Source organism: Brachybacterium hainanense, from assembly GCF_042434575.1.
Lineage (GTDB): Bacteria > Actinomycetota > Actinomycetes > Actinomycetales > Dermabacteraceae > Brachybacterium > Brachybacterium hainanense.
In genome coordinates, this window is sequence record NZ_JBHLSV010000007.1 from 64,287 (window position 1) to 83,489 (window position 19,203).

22 protein-coding genes and 1 pseudogene are annotated in these 19,203 nt (G+C 73.1%); 11 read left to right on the forward strand and 12 right to left on the reverse strand.

All coding sequences use genetic code 11. The features are described from left to right. Positions 1-18: 18 nt before the first annotated feature. From ACFFF6_RS07755 to ACFFF6_RS07765, 3 genes are all read right to left on the reverse strand, one after another. Positions 19-681 (reverse strand): response regulator, encoded by a 663-nt coding sequence (locus tag ACFFF6_RS07755; protein WP_376979742.1) that lies wholly within the window; start codon positions 679-681, stop codon positions 19-21. Further along, on the reverse strand, positions 681-1,904 hold the full coding sequence (locus tag ACFFF6_RS07760) for a sensor histidine kinase (RefSeq protein WP_376979744.1): 1,224 nt from the start codon (positions 1,902-1,904) through the stop codon (positions 681-683). The genes ACFFF6_RS07755 and ACFFF6_RS07760 overlap by 1 nt, the downstream gene beginning before the upstream one ends. Before the next feature lie 80 nt (positions 1,905-1,984). Next, positions 1,985-2,542 carry a GNAT family N-acetyltransferase gene (locus tag ACFFF6_RS07765; protein WP_376979746.1) on the reverse strand — a complete coding sequence of 186 codons (558 nt, stop codon included), beginning with the start codon at positions 2,540-2,542 and terminating at the stop codon, positions 1,985-1,987. A 36-nt stretch (positions 2,543-2,578) separates the two neighbouring features. On the opposite strand from ACFFF6_RS07765, the gene ACFFF6_RS07770 reads away from it, so the two are divergent. The 3 genes and pseudogenes from ACFFF6_RS07770 to ACFFF6_RS20010 all read left to right on the forward strand — a co-directional run. Then, a complete protein-coding gene (locus ACFFF6_RS07770) occupies positions 2,579-3,184 on the forward strand; it encodes a TetR/AcrR family transcriptional regulator (RefSeq protein WP_376979748.1) in 606 nt (201 codons plus the stop codon). A gap of 93 nt (positions 3,185-3,277) precedes the next feature. Next, complete coding sequence (locus ACFFF6_RS07775; protein ID WP_376979750.1) at positions 3,278-3,646, forward strand: nuclear transport factor 2 family protein; 369 nt, start codon at positions 3,278-3,280, stop codon at positions 3,644-3,646. Positions 3,647-3,844: 198 nt separating this feature from the next. Beyond that, positions 3,845-4,030, forward strand: a pseudogene (locus ACFFF6_RS20010) (hypothetical protein); the annotation flags it as partial. 39 nt (positions 4,031-4,069) lie between these two features. Here the strand turns inward: ACFFF6_RS20010 and ACFFF6_RS07780 are convergent. The 6 genes from ACFFF6_RS07780 to ACFFF6_RS07805 all read right to left on the reverse strand — a co-directional run bounded on the left by ACFFF6_RS07780 (position 4,070) and on the right by ACFFF6_RS07805 (position 8,817). Beyond that, on the reverse strand, positions 4,070-4,813 hold the full coding sequence (locus tag ACFFF6_RS07780) for an ABC transporter permease (protein WP_376979752.1): 744 nt from the start codon (positions 4,811-4,813) through the stop codon (positions 4,070-4,072). 10 nt (positions 4,814-4,823) lie between these two features. Then, positions 4,824-5,579, reverse strand: a complete 756-nt coding sequence (locus ACFFF6_RS07785; RefSeq protein ID WP_376979754.1) for a hypothetical protein — start codon at positions 5,577-5,579, stop codon at positions 4,824-4,826. Next, the gene (locus tag ACFFF6_RS07790; RefSeq protein ID WP_376979756.1) at positions 5,576-6,316 is read right to left on the reverse strand and encodes an ABC transporter ATP-binding protein; all 741 of its coding nucleotides are present in this window, start codon (positions 6,314-6,316) and stop codon (positions 5,576-5,578) included. Before ACFFF6_RS07790 ends, ACFFF6_RS07785 begins: the two co-directional genes overlap by 4 nt. Before the next feature lie 297 nt (positions 6,317-6,613). Next, positions 6,614-7,273 carry a response regulator gene (locus ACFFF6_RS07795; RefSeq protein WP_376979758.1) on the reverse strand — a complete coding sequence of 220 codons (660 nt, stop codon included), beginning with the start codon at positions 7,271-7,273 and terminating at the stop codon, positions 6,614-6,616. Continuing rightward, positions 7,270-8,403 carry a sensor histidine kinase gene (locus ACFFF6_RS07800; RefSeq protein ID WP_376979760.1) on the reverse strand — a complete coding sequence of 378 codons (1,134 nt, stop codon included), beginning with the start codon at positions 8,401-8,403 and terminating at the stop codon, positions 7,270-7,272. Before ACFFF6_RS07800 ends, ACFFF6_RS07795 begins: the two co-directional genes overlap by 4 nt. A 57-nt stretch (positions 8,404-8,460) precedes the next feature. Beyond that, a complete protein-coding gene (locus ACFFF6_RS07805) occupies positions 8,461-8,817 on the reverse strand; it encodes a MerR family transcriptional regulator (RefSeq protein WP_376979762.1) in 357 nt (118 codons plus the stop codon). A gap of 61 nt (positions 8,818-8,878) precedes the next feature. Between ACFFF6_RS07805 and ACFFF6_RS07810 the strand changes: the two genes are divergently transcribed. The 6 genes from ACFFF6_RS07810 (at position 8,879) to ACFFF6_RS07835 (ending at position 15,346) form a co-directional block, all read left to right on the forward strand. Further along, entirely contained in the window at positions 8,879-9,523 is a 645-nt protein-coding gene (locus ACFFF6_RS07810; RefSeq protein WP_376979764.1) for an RBBP9/YdeN family alpha/beta hydrolase, read from the forward strand. Between the two features lie 70 nt (positions 9,524-9,593). Then, positions 9,594-10,526, forward strand: a complete 933-nt coding sequence (locus ACFFF6_RS07815) for an alpha/beta hydrolase (RefSeq protein WP_376979766.1) — start codon at positions 9,594-9,596, stop codon at positions 10,524-10,526. Further along, entirely contained in the window at positions 10,523-12,043 is a 1,521-nt protein-coding gene (locus ACFFF6_RS07820; protein WP_376979768.1) for an alcohol acetyltransferase, read from the forward strand. The genes ACFFF6_RS07815 and ACFFF6_RS07820 overlap by 4 nt, the downstream gene beginning before the upstream one ends. Further along, positions 12,040-12,705 (forward strand): DUF6320 domain-containing protein, encoded by a 666-nt coding sequence (locus tag ACFFF6_RS07825; RefSeq protein ID WP_376979770.1) that lies wholly within the window; start codon positions 12,040-12,042, stop codon positions 12,703-12,705. The genes ACFFF6_RS07820 and ACFFF6_RS07825 overlap by 4 nt, the downstream gene beginning before the upstream one ends. A 64-nt stretch (positions 12,706-12,769) precedes the next feature. Further along, entirely contained in the window at positions 12,770-14,263 is a 1,494-nt protein-coding gene (locus ACFFF6_RS07830) for an Hsp70 family protein (RefSeq protein ID WP_376979772.1), read from the forward strand. 96 nt (positions 14,264-14,359) lie between these two features. Next, complete coding sequence (locus tag ACFFF6_RS07835) at positions 14,360-15,346, forward strand: aldo/keto reductase (protein ID WP_376979774.1); 987 nt, start codon at positions 14,360-14,362, stop codon at positions 15,344-15,346. A 13-nt stretch (positions 15,347-15,359) separates the two neighbouring features. Here the strand turns inward: ACFFF6_RS07835 and ACFFF6_RS07840 are convergent, their stop codons facing one another. Then, positions 15,360-16,331 (reverse strand): aldo/keto reductase, encoded by a 972-nt coding sequence (locus ACFFF6_RS07840; protein WP_376979775.1) that lies wholly within the window; start codon positions 16,329-16,331, stop codon positions 15,360-15,362. Positions 16,332-16,384: 53 nt separating this feature from the next. Between ACFFF6_RS07840 and ACFFF6_RS07845 the strand changes: the two genes are divergently transcribed. Both ACFFF6_RS07845 and ACFFF6_RS07850 read left to right on the forward strand, forming a co-directional pair. Further along, positions 16,385-16,744: a MerR family transcriptional regulator gene (locus ACFFF6_RS07845; protein WP_376979777.1), complete on the forward strand. Its 360-nt coding sequence runs from the start codon at positions 16,385-16,387 to the stop codon at positions 16,742-16,744. Further along, positions 16,741-17,700, forward strand: a complete 960-nt coding sequence (locus ACFFF6_RS07850; RefSeq protein WP_376979779.1) for an alpha/beta fold hydrolase — start codon at positions 16,741-16,743, stop codon at positions 17,698-17,700. The genes ACFFF6_RS07845 and ACFFF6_RS07850 overlap by 4 nt, the downstream gene beginning before the upstream one ends. Here the strand turns inward: ACFFF6_RS07850 and ACFFF6_RS07855 are convergent. Further along, positions 17,693-17,911: a hypothetical protein gene (locus tag ACFFF6_RS07855; RefSeq protein ID WP_376979781.1), complete on the reverse strand. Its 219-nt coding sequence runs from the start codon at positions 17,909-17,911 to the stop codon at positions 17,693-17,695. The two genes, ACFFF6_RS07850 and ACFFF6_RS07855, sit on opposite strands and share 8 nt — an antisense overlap. 44 nt (positions 17,912-17,955) lie before the next feature. Next, positions 17,956-18,756 carry an endonuclease/exonuclease/phosphatase family protein gene (locus ACFFF6_RS07860; RefSeq protein ID WP_376979783.1) on the reverse strand — a complete coding sequence of 267 codons (801 nt, stop codon included), beginning with the start codon at positions 18,754-18,756 and terminating at the stop codon, positions 17,956-17,958. Positions 18,757-19,203: the final 447 nt, after the last annotated feature.

The following is a 19,203-nucleotide window of genomic DNA, read 5'->3' on the forward strand; positions in this document are numbered from 1 at the left end:
GGCACCCGCACGGGGCCGTCAGCGCTCGCCGGCCTCGACCAGTCCCGTCTCGTATGCGAGGACGACGGCCTGCACGCGGTCGCGCACGCCGAGCTTGGCGAGGATCCGCCCCACGTGCACCTTGACCGTGCCCTCGGCGAGCACGAGCTCGGCGGCGATCTCCGCGTTCGACAGGCCGCGGGCGACCAGCCGGAGCACCTCGTGCTCCCGCGGCGTGAGCTGCTCCAGCCGCGCCCCGGCGTCCCGTGTCCCGGCCGGCCGGGCACGGGTGAAATGGTCGAGCAGGCGACGGGTCGTGCTGGGCGCGACGACCGCGTCGCCTGCGTGCACGTGCCGGATCGCGGCCGTGATGTCCTCGACCGGCGCGTCCTTCAGCAGGAACCCGGACGCCCCGGCCTGGAGGGCGTCGTAGGCGTACTCGTCCAGGTCGAAGGTGGTCAGGATCAGCACGCTCGGCGGGTCCTCGCGCTCGGCCAGGCGACGGGTCGCCTCGACCCCGCCCATCCGCGGCATCCGCACGTCCATGAGCACCACATCCGCCTCGATGCGCTCCAGGAGCTCGAGGGCGGCCTCGCCGTCGTGCGCCTCGCCCACGATCTCGATCCCGGGCTGGGACTCCAGCACCATCCGCAGCCCCATGCGGATCATCTCCTGGTCGTCGACCAGCACCAGCCGCACCATCAGCCTGCTCCTTCCTCCCGCGCCTCCCGCGGCAGCGCCGCGACGACCTCGAAGCCGCCGTCCTCCGCGGCGCCGACGTGGAGCGTGCCGCCGTGCGCGGCGGCCCGCTCCCGCATCCCGAGCAGGCCGTGCCCGCCGGAGCCGGCATCACCGGCCCCCGGCCCCTGCCCGTCGTCGGTCACGCGCAGCACGACCTCCCGGGGGCGGCAGTCGATCCGCACGTCGACGCGGCGGAGACCCGGGCCCGCGTGCCGGCGCACATTGGTCAGCGCCTCCTGCACGATCCGGAAAACCGTCAGCCCGAGCCCCTCCGACATCCCGCCCGGGCTGCCGTCCACGGTCAGGGCCACCGGCAGGCCGGCGGCGCGGGACTGCTCGACGAGGACGGCGAGCTGGGCCATCCCGGGCTGCGGGGCATCGGACCCCGGCTCGTCCTCGCGCAGGACCCCCAGCATGCGCCGCATCTCCGCGAGCGCGCTCCGGCCGGTGTCGCGCACGTGCAGCATCGCCGACCTCGCCCGCTCGGGCTCCGATCCGACCGTCGCCGCGGCCCCGTCCGACATCAGCACCACCACGCTCAGGCTGTGCGAGACGATGTCGTGGATCTCCCGCGCGATCCGCGCCCGCTCCTCGGCGACCGCGATCCGCGCCCGCGTCTCCCGCTCCCGCTCGGCCTGCTCCGCCCGCTCCTGGAGCCCGGACACGTGCTGGCGGCGGATCCGCACCAGCGTGCCCCAGGTCCACACCCATGCGGTGAGCACGATCAGCACCCCCAGCTGACCGATGTCGATGAACTCCTCGCCGAGGCGCGGGACCACGGCGATCAGCAGCCAGGCCACGGCCGCGAGCGCGCCGAGCACGGAGACGGGGGCCGTGCGTCGCACGGCGAGGTTGTAGACGGCCAGCAGCAGCATCGCATCGGCGGCCAGGATCGGTGCTCCCAGCAGCAGCTGCACGGACGTCGTCGCGATCATCAGGGCGAGCACCCCGACCGGGAACCGGCGACGCAGCAGGTAGGAGCCGCAGATCACGGCCGAGACCAGGAGCAGCGCGACCGCGTGGAGCGGATCGCGCGCATACAGCGGGAAGATCGGCAGGTTGTAGAGGAACACGGCCATCGTCACGAGAAGGTCGACCAGCCAGGTCCGCTCGCGGAACCATGATCCCGGGCCGGGCGCCGCGGGGACCGGTGCACCGGATGATGCGGGAGCAGACTGCCTCATGCCCTCCCACGCTACCTGCGCACACTGGACGCGTCCGGTCGCCGTGCGCTCGTCGTCATCGGATGTGCCGGCAGGGGAGATCAGAGGGAGGCGCTCGCAGCGGGGTCGTCCAGGGGACGCGCGTAGTGCAGCAGCGCGATGCGCTCTCCTGCAGGCGTGGTGTCGACAGCAGTGCGCTCGAGGGCGAAGCCCGCGGCGCCGAGGGTTCGCTGCGAGGCGCTGTTGTCCGGAACGGTCCGTGCCCTCAGCTCGGTCAGGCCGCTGGCACGGCAGAGACGGCAGGCGAGATCGAGCGCCGCCGTCGCGATCCCCAGCCCGCGGTGGCCGGGGTGCACCCAGAACCCGACCTCGGCGCCCTGCTCCTGCACATCGAAGATCACCAGGCTGCCTGCGAAGGCGTCGGTGGCGCGCCGTGCGATCGCGAGGACCGCCAGGTCGCCGCGCTCCAGACCGGGGACCGCGACAGCGCGGATCATCTCCCGTACGGATGCGGGGGAGTACTCCGGCTCCGGCAGATGCCCGTACTCCTGCACGGCAGGATCGGCCGCGCCGTCAGCGAACGCGGCCGCGTCCGCCTCTTGGAGGACGCGGAGGCTCACCCGATCGCCATGGACAGGAAGCAGAGCCGAATCGATCATGCGTCTAAGCTAACATTGATCGGATAGAGTGGCGCGGTGAGCTACTGGACGCATCGCCGACCGGTCCGTCGCCGCCGCAGCGTCGACATCGACGAGACGGCCTGCGCGAGTGTGTCGCTGCTGGACGAGGGCGGACCGCGCGCGCTCACCCTGCGCGCCGTCGCCCGGCGGCTCGGCGTCGCACCGGCCAGCCTCTACTCCCGGTTCGAGACCGCCGATGACCTCTTCGACCTCGCCCTCGATACCGCTCTCGCCGAGGATGGCGAGATGATCCGGGCTCTCGGCGACGCGGACGTGGTGCCGCTGATGCTGACCTGGTACCGGCACCTGCTCCGGCACCGGTGGGCCTGTCAGGTGATCGCCCTGCGGCCACCGCGGGGCCCCGCATACCTGCGCCTGTCGGATCGGCTGTGCGAGCTGCTCGTGGAGGCCGGGGTGACCGACCCGCTGGGCGTGGCGTACACGCTCTCGAACCTCGTCGTCGGCAGCGCGGCGACCGCAGGGCTCGGCGACGAGGAGGCGGCTGCCCCGGTCGACCCGGCAGTCGCACCGACCTATGCGAGGCTCCACCGCGAGCGCGGGCACGCGGATCCGGAAGCCTCCCTCCTGGCCGGTCTCGAGGCCCTGCGCACCCGGATCTGAGCAGAGGTGGCGATAGGTCGATGCATGTCACGCATCGCAGCAGGGGCGCGGCGGACGACCCGGTCGCTCTCCTCGCCTGCGTAGGGTGGGGCGATGAGCGCGCTCACCGATTACATCGACGCCTGGATCGCGAACGACGCCGAGCGCATCGCGGGCGCCGTGGCGCAGGACTGCATCATCACGGAGTGCTACGGACCGGTCTATCGGGGACGCGACCGGGTGCGCGACTGGGCGCGGACATGGTTCTCGGCCGGGGGGATCGTGCACCGGTGGGAGATCACCGATCACATCGTCGCCGACCACCGGGAAACCGCGCAGTGGAGCTTCGAGTGCACCTGGGCCGGATCGCGGGGCTCCTTCGAGGGGGCGACCATCGCCCGCGTCGCGGACGGGCTGATCCTCGAGCTGCGCGAGTACCAGACCACCGCCGAGCTCTACGATTGGCAGGGCACCTGGCGCTGACGGGCTGGTGGAGGCGGGACGAGCGCTGCCTTCCCTCCCTGCCCGACATCAGTTCCACAGAGCAGTGAAACTGGGTGGGGCGGACGTCATGGAATCGGTGGTGCACGCGCGGCGGCTGGGAAGACCTCCGGGGCGAGCCGCTACCTCGAGTCCGTCCAGGTGATCCGTGTGGACTCCATGCCGGGGACCCGGCGGCGGATGTACCGGATCGTCGCCGACCGGTACACGGTCACGCTCACCCGCCGCGCGCTGTACGGGGAGCTCGCCGCGCAGGCGGCGGAACGACCGCGCGAGCCCGGGCCGGGCGCGGCGGCGGGGGAGCGGGTGCAGGAGATGGCCGACTTCTACGCCTTCCTCGACCGTCGCTTCCCGGAGCTGCTCGAGGAGTGGAGGAACCGCAGCGATGCCGCCGCGATGTCCCTCTCATCCGCTGACGTCCCGGCGCCCCCAGGCGATGGCGGCGATGAGGGAGATCGCCGCCGCCCACGCGGCCATGACCAGCCCGCCCGGCAGCGGTTCGAGCAGCCCCATCCCGGGATACCCGGTGAGCAGCTGCACGCCGGCGAGATCCGGGGAGTACTTCAGGGCCGGGATCGCCGGCACCAGCCCGATGGTCAGTCCGAGCACCATCGGCACGAGCACGACGAGCGGCGCGATGACGCTCCGGGCGAGGATCGTGAGGCCGGCCGCGATGTGCGCCATGAGCACGTAGTTGACGACCACGCCCAGCAGGTTCCCGGCCATGGCGGTGGTGAACTCCGAGACGGGCAGCCCGTGCTCGCCGAGGGCGGCGTGCTTGAGCAGCACGGCGGCGCTGGTCGCGACGGCCCCGATGAGGGCCGCGGCGCCGGTGACGACGGCCAGCTTGGCGACCAGCAGGCGCCTGCGGTCCGGGACGGCCGTGACCGACGTCCGGAGCTGGTGATCGGCGAACTCGGTGCCGATGACGAGGGCGGCCAGGAGGATGATCAGCGGCTGGCCGAAGCCGGCGACCTCGAAGCCATGGGACTCGACGGGGAAATCGTCCCATCGGCTGTCGGCGGGACGGAAGCTCAGCCCCGTGACGAAGGCCAGCGCGGGCGGGACCACGAGCGCCGCCAGGGCGGTGACGAGGATGCTCGGCAGGGTGAGGGCCTTGGTGAGCTCGCTGCGCAGCAGAGGACACATCAGGATCCCCTCACGCGTCCCGGCGGATGAACGCGGTGCCTGCCACGACGAGCAGCACCGCGGCCCACGCCAGCTGCACGAGCCCTCCGGCGAGGGGATCCAGCACGCCGGTCGAGTCGGGCGGGGAGTAGAGGGCGCTGCCGGCCACGACGGGCAGATGCATCGCCGGCGCCCAGATCCCGGCGAGGAAGGAGCCCAGCCCGACGACGAGCGGCATGAGCACCAGCATGGGGACGACCGCGCTCCGGGCGAGGGAACCGAGGGCGAAGGCGATCAGCGCGGTGAGCGTCCAGGAGGCGACGAGCCCGCCGATCAGCCCCCAGATCCGGCCAGTGAGCAGGAACGGGTGGATGCCGTCGCCCGCGGCGGCGTGGGTGATCATGATCGCCCCGCCCATCGACAGGAACGAGATGACCGCTGTGGTCACAGCCAGCCAGGCCGCCTTCACCGCGAACACCGGTGCCCGTCGCGGGGTCGCGGTCAGGGTGGCCTGGATCTGCCGGGCGCCCCCGTACTCGCCGGCCGCCCAGAGCGCGCCGAGGACGACGATGAAGACGTACCCGAAGCCGGCCATCGAGAAGCCGTGGAACTCCGGCGGCACGGGCTCGCCGAACAGCCGGGGATCATCGGCGGACAGGGTGTAGGCGGCGGCGTTGGACCAGGCCTGCGGCCAGGTGCCGAGGATCGTCACCGCGGCGAGGACCCCGGTGGACGGCATGGTGAGGAGCTTGGAGGCCTCGGAGCGGGCCAGGGCGAGGGCGCTCATCGCGCACCGCCCTGCTCGGCGGGACCGGAGCTGTACTGGCCGCGCCCCTCGGTCAGGGCGAAGAAGGCGTCCTCGAGGGACGGGTGCTCGCCCCGCACCTCGGCGGCGGTCCCGGAGGCGAGGATCTGGCCGCGGGCGATGACGACGATGTCATCGGCGATCCCCTCCATCTCGGTCATCAGGTGGCTGGAGACCAGGACCGTCCTGCCGTCCTCGGCCAGCGAGCGCAGGAACCGGCGGGTCCAGCGGATGCCGTCGGGATCCAGCCCGTTGGTCGGCTCGTCCAGGACCAGCACCCGGGGGTCGCCGAGAAGGGCGGCCGCGATGCCGAGCCGCTGCCCCATCCCGAGGGAGAAGCCGCGGATCCGCGAGCGGGCGGCGTCGCCGAGCCCGGTCATCGCGAGCACCTCCTCGATGCGCCGTGCCGGGATGCCGTTGGACTGGGCCACCCAGGTCAGGTGCGCCCGCGCGGTCCGGCCCGGGGCGGCGCCGGGACCGTCGAGCATCGACCCGACGGTCCAGAGCGGACGGTCGATGTCGTGGTAGGCACGGCCGTCGATGAGAGCGGTGCCGGAGGTCGCGCGGTCCAGACCCAGCAGGATCCGCAGGGTCGAGGACTTGCCCGCGCCGTTGGGGCCGAGGAAGCCCGTCACCCGGCCCGGGGCGGCCTCGAAGGAGACGTCGTCGACCACGGCGCGGGGTCCGTGCTTCTTGGTGAGGGAACGTATCTCGATCATGGATCCAGCACACCCTGCCGGAGCGCGGCGGTCAGTCTGCAGGTGTCGACAATGCGCGGGATGGGCCGCATCGGATGCCGGGGAGGGGGTGCGTGCCCCCGGGGGTGCGACCGGAGACTTCTGGAGCGAGAGCGACGGGGCGCGGAGGTGAAGGCGCTTTCCGGCGCTGAGGCTCCAGAAGTCTTCGCCTCCGGCCGGAGCGGAGACGATCAGTCCTGTCAGCGTCGACCGATCGCCACCGCGCCTGCCTGCGGGGGCTCTCGTGCCTCGAGCCACCTCCGACCGGAGCGGAGACGATCAGTCCTGGCCGGGGGAGACGAGCCCGCACTCGTAGGCGATCACGACCAGCTGCGCGCGGTCGCGGGCACCGGTCTTGGCGAGGATGCGGCTGACGTAGGTCCGCACGGTCGTCGGAGTGACGAACAGGTGCCTGGCGATCTCGTCGTTCGACATGCCGCGGCCGATCAGGCAGAGAGCCTCCCGCTCCCGCGAGGTCAGGCGTGCGATCCGCGGATCGTCCCTCCGCGGGGACAGCGCGAAGCGGCCGATGAGCCGTCGGGTGACCTCCGGCGCGAGCAGCGCATCGCCCGCGCGGGCGGCGCGGACGGCCTGCACCAGCGACGCCGGCGGCGCGTTCTTGAGCAGGAACCCCGATGCCCCGGCGCGCAGCGCCTCGTAGACGTACTGATCCGCGTCGAACATCGTCAGCACGATCACCCGAGGACCCGGGCCGCCGGCGCCGAGGATCGCACGGGTCGCGTCGAGCCCGTCCATCACCGGCATCCGCACATCCATGAGCACGACATCGACCTCGTGGTCGCGGACCGCTGCCAGCGCCGCAGCGCCGTCCGGAACCGCGCCGGCCACGGCCATGTCCGGTTCGCCGTCGATCAGGAGGGTCAACGACGCCCGCAGCCGCGGGTCGTCATCGGCCACCAGCACCCGGATCGGCGTCATCGCCGCTCACCGCCGCCGATCGGCACGACGACCCGGACCAGGAATCCCTGCCCGGCGGCGGCCCCGACGTCGATCCGTCCGCCCAGCAGGGCGGCCCGCTCGCGCATTCCCGTCACGCCGTGCCCCTCGCGGAGAGGAGCCGTCGCACCATGGCCGTCATCGTGCACCTCGACCACCAGCTCGTGGGCGGCCGTCACGACCCGGATCCGGCACCGGGAGGCCCCGGAATGGCGGATCACGTTCGTGATCGCCTCCTGGAGCACGCGGCGGATCAGCTGGCGCTGCACCAGCGGCAGCGCATCGACCTCGCCGGGGATGTCCGCCTCCACCCCGACGCCGGCACGGTCGAGGCGCCGCACCATCGACCGGACCGACGCCGTCAGCGGCGAGTCCGGCACCTCCTCGTCCTCCTCCCTCAGAGAGCGCAGCAGGTGTCTCAGGTCCGCGAGGGACGCCCGCGCATCGGTCTCGACATCCCGGAGCGTCGCCCGCAGCTCCTCGCGGGAGAGCGAGGCGACATGCGCGGCGATCCCGGCCTGCACCCCGATCGTCCCCAGCGAATGGGAGAGCACGTCGTGGACCTCGCGGGCGAGCCGCAGCCGCTCCTCATCACGGGCACGGGCCGCCGTCTCCGCCCTGACCTGCCTGCTGCGCGTTCCCAGAGCCCACGCCGCGCTCAGCACCACCGTCGCGAGGACGGCGACCTGCAGCGCCTCCTGGGCCGTGCTCCCGCCCATTACCAGAGCCAGCCCGCTCAGCCCGGCGGCGGCCAGCCACAGCCACCAGGGGAACACGCGCGCGCCCCGCCGCTCGGCGACCGCGAAGAGGCACAGGCCCACCCCGATGCCGGGATCCGCCGTCGCCTGCAGGAGCCACGCGGCCGTCGTCGCGAGCGCGGCGACCAGCGTCCCCGGGACCGGGGCCAGGGAGCGCACGGACACGGCCACCACGATCAGCGCCGCGAGCCCCGCCTGCCATCCCCGTCCCGTCGACGGCGGCGGCGCGACCGTCATCCACAGACCGACCACGATCGCGGAGCCGATCAGGAGGTCGACCATGATCCTGCGAGGACCAGCCAGGCTCCGGGCGCGCTCCGCCCGTGCGAGGCTCCGCATCGGCAGGCTGGTCATGCGCCGATGATACGGATCGGGACCGTCAGGGCTCACCGGGCAGAGCAGCGAGGACGCTCACGGTCCCTGCTCGGTGGCCAGCTCGGCCAGGCGCCGCCGGGTCCTGCGCAGCTCCGACTGCCGCGCGGCCAGACGATCGGCGATCGAGTCCAGCTCCGCGCGCAGATCCGGACAGAGCTCGAGCCGGACACGGCCGCCGTCGGTCCGGGCGCAGTCGAGGTAGCGCCCGATCGTCGCCGTGTTCAGGCCGGCGGAGATCATGGCGGTGATCTGCATGGCGCGCGTCGCATCGGCCGTCGAATAGTCCCGGTAGCCGCCCGATGTGCGCGCAGGCACCAGCAGCCCCCGGTCCTCGTAGTGCCGCAGCGCTCTCGCGCTCACCCCCGTGATCCCCGCGAGCTCGCTGATCTGCACGTCCGACTCCTCCTGCTCCGCTTGACCTTCACATCGGCGTGAGGCCGTACCGTCCCCTGACATGAGACCTGCACCCCCGACGTCCCCCGCAACGCCGCGCCGCGCCCTGATCTTCCACGGCTACGGCGCCACCCCCGCGGATCACTGGTTCGGCCGGCTCGCCGAGCAGCTCGGCGCGTGCGGCATCAGCACCGAGATCCCCGCCCTGCCGGACCCGGGGGACCCGCATCCGGGGCGATGGGAGGACGCTGTCCGGGCCGCCCTGGGCACGCCCGATGAGCAGACGATCGTGATCGCTCACAGCCTCGGCTGCCTGTCGGTGCTGCGCGTCCTGCGCTCCCTCCCGGACCCGTGGGGGCTGGGCATGCTCATCCTCGTCTCGGGCTTCACCGAGCCTCTGCCCGCGCTGCCCGAGCTGGACCGCTTCATCGCGGGGGGATGCGATGCGACACGTCTGCCCGGCCGCATCGACCGACTGCTGGTGGTCCGCTCCGACGACGACCCGATCGTCCCGCCGCCGCACACCGATCGCGTGGCGGAGCAGCTCGGGGTCACGGCCCGGGTCGTTCCCGGCGCCGGCCATTTCCTCGCCGCGGACGGTGTCACGGAGCTGCCCCTCGTCCGCGACGCGATCGTGGCACCTCCTCGGCACAGGTGCGCGGGCGCCGACCGTCCGATCGAGCAGATCTCTGACGGTTCGGCGTAATGGGCCGGACCCGGGGGACCAGGCCGCGGCCGCGAGCTCCCCGGCGCCCTCGTGCCCCTAGTCTTGCCTCATGAACCGGCTCCTGCGCCCCGTGCTGCAGCTGTTCGCCGCCCCGCACCTGGACATGCGGCGCGACTACCCGCGGGTGCGCCGACTGCAGCGGGGGCTCGCCGCCTCGCCCACCGCCCGATTCCGGGCGCTCGACCTGCGGATCGGGGACGCGGACGGCTCCCGCGAGGTGCCCGTTCGGGTGTTCCGCCCCCGCAGCGTGCACCGGGAGGACGTGCTGCTCTTCTTCCACGGCGGCGGCTGGGTGACCGGCGACATCAGCAGCTACACCCCGGCCTGCGCCACGATGGCGGAGCAGACGGGATGCGTGGTCGCCTCCGTCGACTACCGGCTCGCGCCGGAGCATCCCTTCCCCGCGGGGCTCGAGGACTGCTGGCGGGTGGCCCGGGCGATCCTCGAGGAGCCGTGGCGGCTGGGAGCCTCTCATCTCGAGGACATCGTGCTCATCGGCGACAGCGCGGGCGGCAACCTCGCCGCGGCGGTCTCGCTGCTCCTGCGGGACCTGGGCGGGGTCGCGGCCCGCCGCCAGATCCTGCTCTACCCGGTCACCGGATCCGACCACGATCCGGCGACCTCCCCCTACCGGTCGGTGCGGGAGCACGGCACAGGGCTGCGGCTGACCAGCGCCGAGATGCAGGACTACGTCGAGCTGTACCTCCCGGACGAGGCGCTGCGCGAGGACCCGATGGTCGCCCCGATCCGCGCGGACGACCTCGCCCACCAGCCGAAGACCCTCATCATCACCGCGGAGCTGGACCTGCTGTGCGACGAAGGGGAGGCCTATGGCGAGGCGCTCGCCGCGGCCGGGAACGCGGTGCGCGTCCACCGGGTCGACGGCGCGCTGCACGGCTTCATCACCCTGCCCCGCTTCGCGCGCCCCGTGCGGGAGGCGTACGGGGTGATCGATGCGTTCCTGGCGGAGGGGCCGCCGTGAGCCCGCGGGCCTGGGCGCGCCTGGACAACGCCTCCAACATCTTCCTCGCCGCCCGCAGCGACGTCGACCCGAAGGTCTTCCGGCTCAGCGCGGAGATGGACCATGAGGTCGAACCGGAGATCCTGCAGCATGCACTGGACCTCACGATCGAGGAGTACCCGCTGTACCGGGCCGTGCTGCGCCGCGGCGTGTTCTGGTACTACCTCCTGGACAGCGATCTGCACCCGCAGGTGCAGGCGGACCGCCTGCCGGTGTGCGCGCCGGTCTACCAGGGCGACCACCGCTCGTTGCTGTTCCGCGTCGCGCACCATCGGCGGCGCATCATCCTCGAGGTCTTCCACGCCCTCAGCGACGGGACCGGGGCGCTGTGGTTCCTCACCGAGCTCGTCACCGCCTACGTGCGGCTGCGCGCGAGCGATGCGCATCCGGTGCAGTGCCCGTCCGCACCGCCCGCATCCCCCGCGCCCCATGAGGAGCCCGAGAGCCCGCGCACCCTGTCCCTGGACAGCTTCCGCCGCCACTTCCCGCGCCGCCGTCGGCGCGATGCGAGCGCTCCCGGGGCCCCGCTCGGCTCCGCCGCGGCGGAGCCCACCGTCGCCCCCGATGCTGCTGCCCCCGATGCCGGGGCCGCGGGAGAGGAGCAGGGGGACGAGGCCTTCCTCGAGGCGGCGCAGTCGGCCGTGCTCGAGGACCCGGTGCCCCCGCCCCCGCCGGGGGTGCGGACCGCCCGACGGCTCCGCGCGGCGGGCCGCGAGCAGCGGCACCGGGCGTTCGGGGTCCACCGGATCCGCGGCACCCGCACCCCGGACGCCCGCACCCGCGCCGTCGAGCTGACGGTTCCGGCCGCCGAGGTCATCGCCCGCGCGAAGCAGGCCCGCGCCGGGACCACGATGTACCTCACGGCGCTGCTGTTCGAGGCGGTGCGGCGCAGCGCCCGCGCCCCGGACCGGGTGGCCTCGCTCGGGGCGAGCGTGCCGGTGAACCTCCGCCAGTTCTACCCCTCGACCTCGCCGCGGAACTTCTTCACCGCCCTGCGCGTCGAGCACACCCGCCGCAGCCCCGACGAGACGGTCGCGGAGGCGGCACGGGCCCTGGACGCCGACTTCCGGGCGATGCTCGAGCCGGAGGAGCTCGACGCCCGGGTGCGCCGGCTCATCGGCCTCGAGCGGATGCCGCTGCTGCGGATCGTGCCGCGTCCGCTCAAGGACGTGCTCCTGCGCCTGGCCAACACGGTGAACAACCGCGGCCTGACCGTCGCGGTCTCCAACCTGGGACGCGTCGAGCTGCCCCTGGACGTCGCCCCGCACGTGCGGCGCCTGGGCTTCCTGGTCTCCGCGGCCCGCCCCCAGATCTGCGTGATCTCCCACGGCGGATCGCTCACGATCACCTTCACCTCCCCGTTCGAGGAGACCGGGCACGTGCGCGAGTTCGCGCGCATGCTCACCGACGACGGGATCCCCGTGAGGATCGCCGCGACGAGGGTGAAGGAGTCCAAGCTGCGGGAGGAGCTCGTATGAGGCGCTGCTACGCGTGCGGCGTCGACATCGAGGGCGCCTGGGAGCACTGCCCGCTGTGCGGAGGGACCGTCACCGGCACCTCCGTCCCCTCGCCCTTCCCCGTGCTCCCGCTGCGCTACTCGCGCCGGCGCCTCTACCAGACGCTGTTCCTCGCCTCCCTCGGCGTGATCCTCGCCTCCTTCGCGCTGCAGCTGCTGTTCGACCGGCGGCCCGCCGGCATCGGCCTCGGACGCAGCCTGTGGCTCGGCATCGCCGCCATGTGGCTGGTGACCCTGATGGCGGTGCGCAAGCGGAGGAACGTCGCGAAATCCGTGGTCTACCTGGTCGTGATCGTCGGAGGGATCTGCGCCTACTGGGACTACCTCGCCGGATGGGACGGCTGGTCTCTCACCTATGCGGTGCCGATCATGTGCGGATGCTCGATCCTCGCCCTGGTCATCGCGGTGCCGGCCCTGCGCCTGGAGACCGGCGACCACGTCCTCTACAGCGGCCTCACGCTGCTGCTGGGGCTCGTGCCGATGGTCTTCGTGGTCCTGGGCTGGGTCTCCGATCCGCTCGCCTCGATCTGCAGCACCCTCGCGAGCGTGCTGGTGCTCCTCCTGCAGCAGCGGGTCCGATTCGCCGATGCCGCCCACGAGCTGGGCAAGCGCCTGCACCTGTGACCCCATGTCTCGCCGTCGGGCCCGACGCGACCCGCGCCCCATCCCACGCGGTACCGTCGGCTCCATGCTGATCGGCATCGACCTCGGGACCACCCGGACCATCGCGGCGCAGGCCGACCGCGGGAACTACCCCGTCCTCACCTTCCCGGACACGGACGGCGACCCGCACCTCCACCTCCCGTCCGTCACCGCCCTCGCGGACGGGCGCCTGATCCACGGCTTCGACGCCCTCCGCGAGGCGCGCGAGGGGGCGCCGCTGCTGCGCTCGGTCAAACGGCTCCTGGGAGACCCGGCCACGCATCCCGGCACCCGGGTGCGGATCGGGCAGGAGGAGCCGCTGCTGCTGGACGTGCTCACGGGCTTCCTCGCGCACGTGCGCTCCCAGCTGCCGGGCCCCGGGCCGCACCAGGCCGTCGTCTCTGTGCCCGCACATGCGCACGGCGCCCAGCGCTTCCTCACCCTGGAGGCCTTCCGCGGCGCCGGCTTCGAGGTGCTCGCCATGGTCAACGAGCCCTCCGCCGCCGGCTTCGAGTTCACCCACCGCCAGCGGCGCAGCCTCTCCGGACGCCGCACCCGCGTCCTCGTCTACGACCTGGGCGGCGGCACCTTCGACGCCTCCCTCGTCGACGCCGACGGCACGAGCCACGCCGTCCTCGACAGCGTCGGCATCAACCGGCTGGGCGGAGACGACTTCGACCAGGTGCTGGCGGACGTCGTCCTGGAGGCCGCCGGGCTGTGCCGCGACGAGCTCGACGCCCCGCAGCTCTCGGCGCTGCTCGAGGAGTCGCGGGAGGCCAAGGAACGGCTGACCCCGCAGACCCGGAGGATGCTCGTCGAGCTCGGCGGCGAGGACAAGGCGCCGGTCGTCGTCGCCGTCGACCGCTTCTACGAGGCCGCTGCCGGCCTCGTCGAGCAGTCGATCGCGGCGATGGAGCCGCTGGTCGGCTCCCTCGGCAAGGACTCCGACGTCGCAGGGATCTACCTCGTGGGCGGAGGCTCCGGCCTCCCGCTCGTGCCCCGCCGGATCCGGGAGCGCTTCGGTCGGCGCGTGCACCGCTCGCCGTACCCGGCCGCCTCGACAGCTATCGGCCTCGCGATCGCCGCGGACCCCGGCTCCGGGGTGACCATCGCCGATCGGCTATCCCGCGGCTTCGGCGTGTTCCGCGAGCGCGACAGCGGCGGAGGCGTCGCCTTCGATGCGATCCTCACCCGGGACGAGCCGCTCCCGCAGGCGGGGGAGCGGACCGTCACCCGCCGCTACCGGGCTGCCCATGACCTGGGGGTCTTCCGATACGTCGAGCACTCCGCCATCGACGCGGCCGGGGAGCCGCGCGGCGACCTCGTTCCCTTCGCCCAGGTCGTCGTCCCCTTCGACCCGGAGCTGCAGCGGCGCGCCGCAGTCGAGGGCGAGGAGTCCCTCGTCGGGCTGCCGGTGCGTCGCCGCGAGGACGGCCCGCTCATCGAGGAGACCTACACCGTGGACGCCGCCGGCATCGTCCACCTGCGCATCGAGGACCTCGGCACCGGCTTCCGGATCGAGCGCGGCCTCGGCCGCTGACCCTCCTCCGCCCAGGGGTGCCCTGGCAGTGCCTGGTGCGGACCGCGCCGATGCGATGGAATCGGGGCACCCGCACCGCACGCGAAGGAGCAGCACATGCACACCAGGACGCTGGGACAGGGCCTCGAGGTCTCCGCGATCGGACTCGGCGCGATGGGCATGTCCCAGAGCTACGGCCCGAACCCGGGCGACCGGCAGGAGATGATCGACGTCCTGCGCTACGCCGTCGAGCAGGGGGTCACCTTCCTCGACACCGCCGAGGTCTACGGGCCGTACGTCAACGAAGAGCTGGTGGGCGAGGCGATCGCTCCGATCCGCGACCAGGTCACCATCGCCACGAAGTTCGGCTTCGACATCCGTGACGGCGCGAGCGTGGGCACCGACTCGCGGCCGGAGCAGATCCGCCGCGCCGTCGAGGGATCCCTGCGTCGTCTGAGGATCGACACGATCGATCTGCTCTACCAGCACCGGGTCGACCCGGACGTCCCGATCGAGGAGGTCGCCGGGACGGTCGGCGAGCTCATCGCGGAGGGGAAGGTCCGCCACCTGGGACTGTCCGAGGCCTCGGCCGCGACCATCCGCCGCGCCCACGCGACCCACCCGGTGACCGCGGTCCAGAGCGAGTACTCGCTGTGGACCCGCGACCCCGAGCCCGAGGTCCTGCCGACCTGTGCGGAGCTGGGGATCGGATTCGTGCCCTTCAGCCCGCTCGGGAAGGGGTTCCTCACCGGCACGGTCACGGCCGATGCCACCTTCGGCGAGGGCGAGATCCGCGCCCGCGTGCCCCGTTTCGAGAAAGACAACCTCGCCGCGAACCAGGCGCTCGTGGACCAGGTGACGGCGCTCGCGGCGCAGCGGCAGGCCAGTCCCGGACAGGTCGCGCTCGCCTGGCTGCTCGCGAAGGCGCCGTTCATCGTGCCGATCCCGGGGACGCGCCGCCGGGAGCGGATCGACGAGAACGCCGGGGCGACGGCCCTTGCGCTCTCCGCCGACGACATGGCCGAGCTCGACACCCTGGTGGATCGCCTCGGTGTCGCGGGGGACCGCTACGACGCCGCAGGCATGGCGGCCGTCGGGCTGTGACGTCCCCGCAGGGTCAGGCGGCCGCGTCCAGCTTGGCGAGGTGCTCCGCGGACAGCTCCAGCCCCGCCCCGTCGAGGGCCGCGTCCAGCTGAGGGACCGTGGACCCGCCCAGGATCGGGCGGATCCCCTGGGCGACCAGCCAGGCCAGCACCACCTGGCCGCGGCTGGATCCGGTGGCGCCTGCGACCTCGGTGAGCGCGGCCAGGCGACGCTGTGAGCCCGGATGCTCGAAGACCGGGTCGATGGGCCGGTCCTCGCGGTCGTACGCACCGCCCAGCAACGCCGTGTACGCCCAGACCTCGAGCCGGTGCGTGCGGGCGTAGTCGCGCTGCTCATCGCTCAGCACTCCGGCGGGATGGACGTTGCCGGCGGGCTGGGCACCGGGGCGCGGCCGCAGGTAGGTCGCGCTCAGCTGCAGCGCATCGATCGGGACCGTGCCGAGGGAGGCGGCATGGGCGCGCGCCCGCTCGACCCGCCAGGCGGGATGGTTCGAGGCGCCGACCCGGGCGACGCGGCCGGTCGCGACGAGCTCGGCGATAGCCTCGACCGTCTCCTCGATCGGCGTGGCCCTGTCCTCCTGGTGCAGCCAGAGCAGGTCCACGGACTCGACGCCGAGTCGCTCCAGGCTCCCGGCGACGGCCTCGTGGACCGCGCGCCGGCCGAGCCCGCTGCGCTGCGCGGGCCAGGACCCTGCCCAGAGCGGCTGCGCACCCGCCTTGGTCGAGATCAGGACGCGGGAGCGCATGCCGGGGCGGGCCGCGAGCCAGCGTCCGAGGACGCGTTCGCTCGCACCGCCCATGCCGTCCGGGGAGTCCCAGAACGCGTAGCAGTCGGCGGTGTCGATCCATCGGCCGCCGCGCTCGACGAAGCGGTCGAGCACGGCGAAGGAGGTCTCCTCGTCGATGCGCGTCCCGAAGGACATGGCGCCGAGGATCAGCGGCGTGGCGGGGGAGAGGCGGTCGGACGGGCTGCGGGATGCGGTCATGGCAGGAGCCTCGAGGCTGGAGCGCGCTCCAGGTCAAGCGGTAGCCTCCGAGCATGACGACCTACACCCCGGCGGAGGCCGCCCGGCGCACCGGATTCTCCCTGGACACGCTGCGCTACTACGAGCGGGAAGGGATCCTCCCGCCGGTCGCGCGGACCGCCGCAGGCCACCGGACCTATTCCGAAGCGGACCTCGCGACCCTGGACCTGCTGCAGTGCCTGCGGGGCACCGGGATGCCGATCGAGCGGCTGCGCCGGTACGGGGAGATGTGCACCGACCCGGCGACGATGGCGGAGCGCGCCCAGCTCCTGCGCGAGCACGCGGCCGCCGTGGACGAGCAGATCGCCCTGCTCCGGACGCGGCGTGATCGCCTGGCGGAGAAGATCGCATGGTACGAGGAGCAGCTCGCGTGACCGGACCGGCAGGAGGGCTCGAGGAGGATCCGGTCAGCCGCGACGGACGTCGTCTGCACTCCCGGCTGACCGGGCAGGGCGAGGCCGTCGTCGTCCTCGAGGCCGGGCTGGGGGCGACCCGTGACAGCTGGGCGGGGCTCGTGCCGCTGCTCGAGCCGCACGCGCGGGTCCTCGTGTACGACAGGGCCGGACTCGGGCGCAGCGAGCCCGCCCAGGACGATCGCAGGCTGCCGTCCCTGGTCGCGGACCTGCACGCGGTGACCGCCCGCGTCGAGCGGCCGCTGGTGCTGGTGGGGCACAGCTGGGGCGGACCCATCGTGCGCCGCTTCGCCGAGGCGCACCCGCGGCGGGTGCAGGGCCTCGTGCTCGTGGACCCCTCCGACGAACGATGCCTCGCCTACTTCAGCCGCGCCAACGCGCTCCAGACGGCGCTCGCGGTGCCGCTCATGCCATTGCTGGCGCGGCTCGGGCTGATCGCCGCCGGCGTCCGGCCGATGACGGCGGGACTTCCGCAGGAGGCGGCGGCCCGGCTGCTCGACGAGTCCTCCACCGTGCCGGCCGCGCGGGCGGCCGCCGCGGAGATGGCCGCGAGCGGACCGGACCTCGTAGAGCTGCGCGATCACCCGCCGCAGCTGCCCGACGTCCCGGTCACGTGGATCTCCGGGGTGCAGGCGAGCCGCCTCGAACGGGGGCTGCGCGACAGCCTCGTCGCCGCGCACGAGGCATCGGCCCGCGCCCATGGACGAGGACGTCACGTCCGGGCCGAGCGTTCCGGGCATCTGGTGCCGATGACCGAGCCGGAGCTGATCGCCGCGGAAGTGCGGCGGATCCTCGCGGACGAGCACGAGGCGGCCGCCCCGGGCCGGGGACCGGGCACGAGAGACGCCACGTCCGCGTCGCCGCACCTGCCGCCGTCGCCGGGGTCGCCTCGGTCGGCGGGGACGCACCTCAGCTGATCGTCCGTCGGCGCAGGACGACGATCGCCGTCGCGGCCAGGAGCACGATCGGAGCGGCCCACAGGGCGGCCCGCGCACTCGCCGCGTCGACCAGCATCCCACCCAGGCTCGATCCCGCCACGGCGCTGAGGGGGACGGAGAGCAGGCCGAGGGTTCCTGCCCGGCTGTGGGTGAGAGCGGCGCCGAGCGAGGGGTGCGTGGATGCAGGCATGGAGAACCTTCATGGTTTTCCCGCCCACCCGAGAGACGTACTCTCTATGCGCGCCGGGTATCAGGGGCAACGGGGCGCTCGCACGGACTGAGCTCCGGCACGCCCAGCTTCGCGAGCAGCGGCAGATGGTCAGAGACCCCGCGGGCGGACTCGAGGACCTCTGCGCCGTGGTGGTCGAGGCCCCGCGCGAGGACGTAGTCGATCCTGGCGGCATGCGGGTCCTGGCCGTCGCCGACGAAGGTGATGCCCGGCGCATCCTGCGTCCAGACGTCGTCCAGACGGGTGCGCAGCAGGTGCAGCGCGGGATCCTCCGGGGAGGAGTTCAGGTCCCCGGCGAGGATCATCGGCCCTTGCTCCGGAAGCGCGGCGAGCAGCGCGCGTGCCTGGCGTTCTCGCAGCCCGCTGTCGAGAGGGTCCAGGTGGGTGGCGCCCACGGCCACGCTCGTGCCGTCGATCTCGATGCGGGCGCGCAGCACCAGTCGCGGCTCCGTGATCGAGGAGGGGCCGTCCGTGGGCAGGGGGATCCGCGCGACCTCGTGCAGCGGGGCACGGGACAGCAGGGCGTGGCCGTACTCGCGGGGCGCCGAGGAGCCGGGCTCCGGGGCGAGGGTGAGCGCCGGCGCGAAGGCGACATGCATGCCGAGGGCCTCCGCGATCAGGGTCGGCTGGTCGGCGAGGTCGCTGCGTGCCCAGAAGCGGTCGACCTCCTGCAGGGCGAGGACGTCCGCGTCCGCGCTCCGCAGGACCTCGATCACGGCCCCGAGGTCGAGACGGTCGTGGGCATCCGCCCCGTGGTGGATGTTGAACGTGACCACGCGCAGGCGGCGCGCTCGTGCAGCGGACATCGGTCCTGAAGCCTTCCGTCGGGATCTCCGGAGCACCACCGTATTCTCCGCCGCCTGCGGGGACCTGCGTGAACCCGGGGAACGTGAGCGATAGCGCGCAGGCTGCCGATCCGGGAGGCCCCGGGCCGATGCCGCTCTCATCCGCCGTCACCGGCCTCGGCCTGACCGGTGATGAGCCAGAATCCCACGGCCTGCTGCGGCTGACCGCCGTTGAGGCAGAGCCACGTGGGCCCGCTGTGGTTGACCGGTGTTGAGGCAGAGTGACGTGGGCCCGCTGTGGTTGACCGGTGTTGAGGCAGAACGACCTGGGCCCGCCGTCGCTGACCGCCGTTGAGGCAGAACCCTGTCGGCTCTGCCTCAACGGCGGTCAGCGACTCCGTCGTGACGGGCCTGTGCCTCAACGACGGTCAACGGGAGGTGGTCAGCGGTGGGAACCGGATCTGTGGT

What these genes read in the sequence shown, in the direction of transcription:
- ACFFF6_RS07755 (WP_376979742.1), bottom strand. Translation starts at nt 681, where the DNA reads ATGGTGCGGCTGGTGCTGGTCGACGACCAGGAGATGATCCGCATGGGG.
- ACFFF6_RS07760 (WP_376979744.1), bottom strand. Translation starts at nt 1,904, where the DNA reads ATGAGGCAGTCTGCTCCCGCATCATCCGGTGCACCGGTCCCCGCGGCG.
- ACFFF6_RS07765 (WP_376979746.1), bottom strand. Translation starts at nt 2,542, where the DNA reads ATGATCGATTCGGCTCTGCTTCCTGTCCATGGCGATCGGGTGAGCCTC.
- ACFFF6_RS07775 (WP_376979750.1), top strand. Translation starts at nt 3,278, where the DNA reads ATGAGCGCGCTCACCGATTACATCGACGCCTGGATCGCGAACGACGCC.
- ACFFF6_RS07780 (WP_376979752.1), bottom strand. Translation starts at nt 4,813, where the DNA reads ATGTGTCCTCTGCTGCGCAGCGAGCTCACCAAGGCCCTCACCCTGCCG.
- ACFFF6_RS07785 (WP_376979754.1), bottom strand. Translation starts at nt 5,579, where the DNA reads ATGAGCGCCCTCGCCCTGGCCCGCTCCGAGGCCTCCAAGCTCCTCACC.
- ACFFF6_RS07790 (WP_376979756.1), bottom strand. Translation starts at nt 6,316, where the DNA reads ATGATCGAGATACGTTCCCTCACCAAGAAGCACGGACCCCGCGCCGTG.
- ACFFF6_RS07795 (WP_376979758.1), bottom strand. Translation starts at nt 7,273, where the DNA reads ATGACGCCGATCCGGGTGCTGGTGGCCGATGACGACCCGCGGCTGCGG.
- ACFFF6_RS07800 (WP_376979760.1), bottom strand. Translation starts at nt 8,403, where the DNA reads ATGACCAGCCTGCCGATGCGGAGCCTCGCACGGGCGGAGCGCGCCCGG.
- ACFFF6_RS07810 (WP_376979764.1), top strand. Translation starts at nt 8,879, where the DNA reads ATGAGACCTGCACCCCCGACGTCCCCCGCAACGCCGCGCCGCGCCCTG.
- ACFFF6_RS07815 (WP_376979766.1), top strand. Translation starts at nt 9,594, where the DNA reads ATGAACCGGCTCCTGCGCCCCGTGCTGCAGCTGTTCGCCGCCCCGCAC.
- ACFFF6_RS07825 (WP_376979770.1), top strand. Translation starts at nt 12,040, where the DNA reads ATGAGGCGCTGCTACGCGTGCGGCGTCGACATCGAGGGCGCCTGGGAG.
- ACFFF6_RS07830 (WP_376979772.1), top strand. Translation starts at nt 12,770, where the DNA reads ATGCTGATCGGCATCGACCTCGGGACCACCCGGACCATCGCGGCGCAG.
- ACFFF6_RS07835 (WP_376979774.1), top strand. Translation starts at nt 14,360, where the DNA reads ATGCACACCAGGACGCTGGGACAGGGCCTCGAGGTCTCCGCGATCGGA.
- ACFFF6_RS07840 (WP_376979775.1), bottom strand. Translation starts at nt 16,331, where the DNA reads ATGACCGCATCCCGCAGCCCGTCCGACCGCCTCTCCCCCGCCACGCCG.
- ACFFF6_RS07845 (WP_376979777.1), top strand. Translation starts at nt 16,385, where the DNA reads ATGACGACCTACACCCCGGCGGAGGCCGCCCGGCGCACCGGATTCTCC.
- ACFFF6_RS07855 (WP_376979781.1), bottom strand. Translation starts at nt 17,911, where the DNA reads ATGCCTGCATCCACGCACCCCTCGCTCGGCGCCGCTCTCACCCACAGC.
- ACFFF6_RS07860 (WP_376979783.1), bottom strand. Translation starts at nt 18,756, where the DNA reads ATGTCCGCTGCACGAGCGCGCCGCCTGCGCGTGGTCACGTTCAACATC.